The following is a 622-nucleotide window of genomic DNA, read 5'->3' as shown; positions in this document are numbered from 1 at the left end:
AAAGGCTATGTCCCAATTACGTGTTGCATGGGGTGCCCCAGCGCCTCATGCAAACACGCTTTGATATTCACGCCCCTCCCGTAACGCTCCAGCATCCTACGCCAACCCAGATAGTTCTTCAGATAGTGGGTCGCCACGCCATGGAAACGCTCCATCCACTCTTTCAACCGATGGTGATACCCGTTCACGTGCTGGATGTGATACGCACCGACCACCCGTTCGCCTTGGCGATTGTGCACGACCTGATGGGTTACGCCCTGCTCTTTGCTGAAACAGGCATACACACCCGCACCATCGCTACACAGCACCGCATCCGGTGACACCAGCGGCTTCAACACCGCGATGACCGTCTCGGCATTCATCTGCTCCAGCTGAAAATCTGCATGGTGGCCTGCACGGTCTTGTACCACCATCACCGGGATGTAATCCGGCCCGGTTCCACGGGTTCGCCCCTTGCCACCACGATGCCTTGGCGGACGCGGCAGTCCCCGTTGCCCCTTGAACGATTCGAGGAAGAAGGTCTCATCAACCTCAACGATGCCCTCTTCCCGTGTGGCTTGATGAGCTGCCATGGCCCGCAAGAAGCGGTGACGCCAGAGGAACGCGGTGTTTTTGCTGACCC

At 58.4% G+C, this 622-nt stretch carries 1 protein-coding gene; it reads right to left on the bottom strand.

Annotation, left to right across the window (positions count from 1 at the left end):
* Nucleotides 1–5: 5 nt before the first annotated feature.
* Nucleotides 6–622: IS1595 family transposase (locus BN1115_RS01400; RefSeq protein ID WP_042655747.1), on the bottom strand; the 617-nt coding region annotated here is incomplete at its 5' end.

This window comes from Aeromonas allosaccharophila, assembly GCF_000819685.1.
In the GTDB taxonomy this organism is placed as follows: domain Bacteria; phylum Pseudomonadota; class Gammaproteobacteria; order Enterobacterales; family Aeromonadaceae; genus Aeromonas; species Aeromonas allosaccharophila.
Note: the sequence above shows the minus strand (reverse complement) of the source record. Positions and strands in the feature narration are given on the sequence as shown.